Here is a 1,926-nt window from a genome sequence, read left to right on the forward strand (position 1 = left end):
CACGGCCTGGGTGCTGGTGCCGAAGCTGTTCGCCTGGCTCTCGTTGCGGCTGACGTTCACGCTCACGCCGTAGCTGTAGGGGCCGCCGCTGCCGACGGCCTGCGCGGCGTCGTAGGCCTGCTTGCCGCTCATGGCCAGGTTCATCGCGCCCAGGGCCTGCATGCGCCCGTCGCCCGTCTGGCCCATCGCCTGGATGGTGCTCTGGCCGTTGCGGATCGTGTCCGTGCCCAGGCCCGCCACATGCGCGCTGCCGCCCACCAGGGTGCTGCCCGAGCGGCTGACGCCCACCGTCTGCTCGGTGTCGTAGGCCTCGTTGATGGTGACGTTCCTGGCCAGGATGTTGACGTCGCCGCCAGCCAGCTCGCCCGCCTGCCCTGCGGCCAGCACGCTGCTGGCCGTCTGACGGTATTCGTTGCCGGCCACCAGGGTCACGTCGCCCGTGAGGCTGGCCACCTGGCTGGGCGCCTGCGTGGTGCGGGCGACGGCTTCGGCGCCGAACTGCTTGACGTGGCCGATGGTGGGGTTGTACCAGGCGCCCACCATGCCGCTGGTGCTGCCGGCCTGGCTGTTCGTTTCGAGATGCGTGTTCTGCGCGCTCTCGATGGTGAGATTGCGCCCGGCCAGCATGGTGATGTCGCCGTCGGCCACCACGGTGGCGCCGGTCAGCGTGGTATCCCGGCCGCTGACCACCTGCAGGCTGCCGGCCGAGACCTGGCTGCCCACCGCCGTGTGGGTGATGGACGCGCTGGCGCCGTTGGCGCCGGTTTTTTTGCCGGCCCAGGCGACCGCCGTGACATCACCGGGTGTGAGCGCCAGGCCTGCGACCGCCTGTCCCAAGGCCGTGCCGCTGGTCCTGGACTGGCTGGCGTGCAGTTCGATGTCGGTCTGCGTGGCGGTGGTGAAGTTCACGTCGCGCCCGGCCGACAGGCTCATGGCGTCCTCGGCGTACAACTGCGCGGCCTGCGCGTTGATGTCGTTGCCGGCCACCAGCGCCACGGTGTTGCCGGCCAGGCTGCTGGCGAGCACGTCGACCTGGCCGCTGGCGTCGAAGGTGCTGCTGCTGGTCCTGCGCAAGGCGTTGCCGCCGTGGCTGACGGTGGCGGTGGCCACCATCGAGCTGGCCTGGCCCGCCGTGAGGTTGATGTCGTGGCCGGCCGTGGCGACCAGCGCGCCGTCGGCGCTCTGCACGCCGCTGGCGCGGATGTTCAGGTCGTTGCCGGCGGCCAGTCTCAGGTTGCCGGCGGCCTGGACGACCGAGCCGATGTCGCGGCTCTGGGCAGCGATGCCCGCTACGCCCTGGCCAAGGGCCACGGCGGTGCTGGACTCGGTGACGGTGCCCAGGTTGACGTTGCGGCCGGCGCCCACGGAAGCCGATCCGCCGCTGGACAGGACCGCTGCCGCGAGGTTCACGTCCCGCCCGGCCGAGGCGATCAGCACGCCGTCGGGGTTGCTCACGTACAGGCCCGCCACGCGGTCCAGGTTGACGCCGGAGCTGGTCGTTCGCGTCGTGCTCTGGATGTTGATGTCGCGCCCGGCCGTGAGGACGGCGGCGGCGTCGGCCTGGATGACCCCGCCGATGTTGTTGATGTCGGTCCTGGCGTCGATGCCCACCGTGCCGCCGGTGATCCGTCCCCCGGAAAGATTGTTGACCGTGCCGGCGTTGATGCTCACCAGGGTGCGCCCGGCGAGGGTGCCGGTGTTCGTCAGGTTGCCCGTGCCCTTGATGACGGTGGCGTCGGCGCTGAGCAGCGCGCCGTGGCCGTCGATGTCGCCGGGGCGCACGCGCACGTACACCTGGGGCACCAGCACCTGCCGGGTGCTGCCATCGGGAAGCGTGACGGTCTGCTCGACCAGCCACACGATGTCGCTGGTGAGCTGGGCCATCTGCTCGGCGGTCAGCGCCACACCCACCTTCAGGCCGTACTG

General features: G+C 71.1%; 1 protein-coding gene. It reads right to left on the bottom strand.

The window, feature by feature from the left end:
* Positions 1–1,926 (bottom strand): hemagglutinin repeat-containing protein (locus Q392_RS26320; RefSeq protein ID WP_211260316.1); only part of this gene is annotated, 1,926 nt, incomplete at both ends.

Source organism: Xenophilus azovorans DSM 13620 (genome assembly GCF_000745855.1).
In the GTDB taxonomy this organism is placed as follows: Bacteria; Pseudomonadota; Gammaproteobacteria; order Burkholderiales; family Burkholderiaceae_C; genus Xenophilus; species Xenophilus azovorans.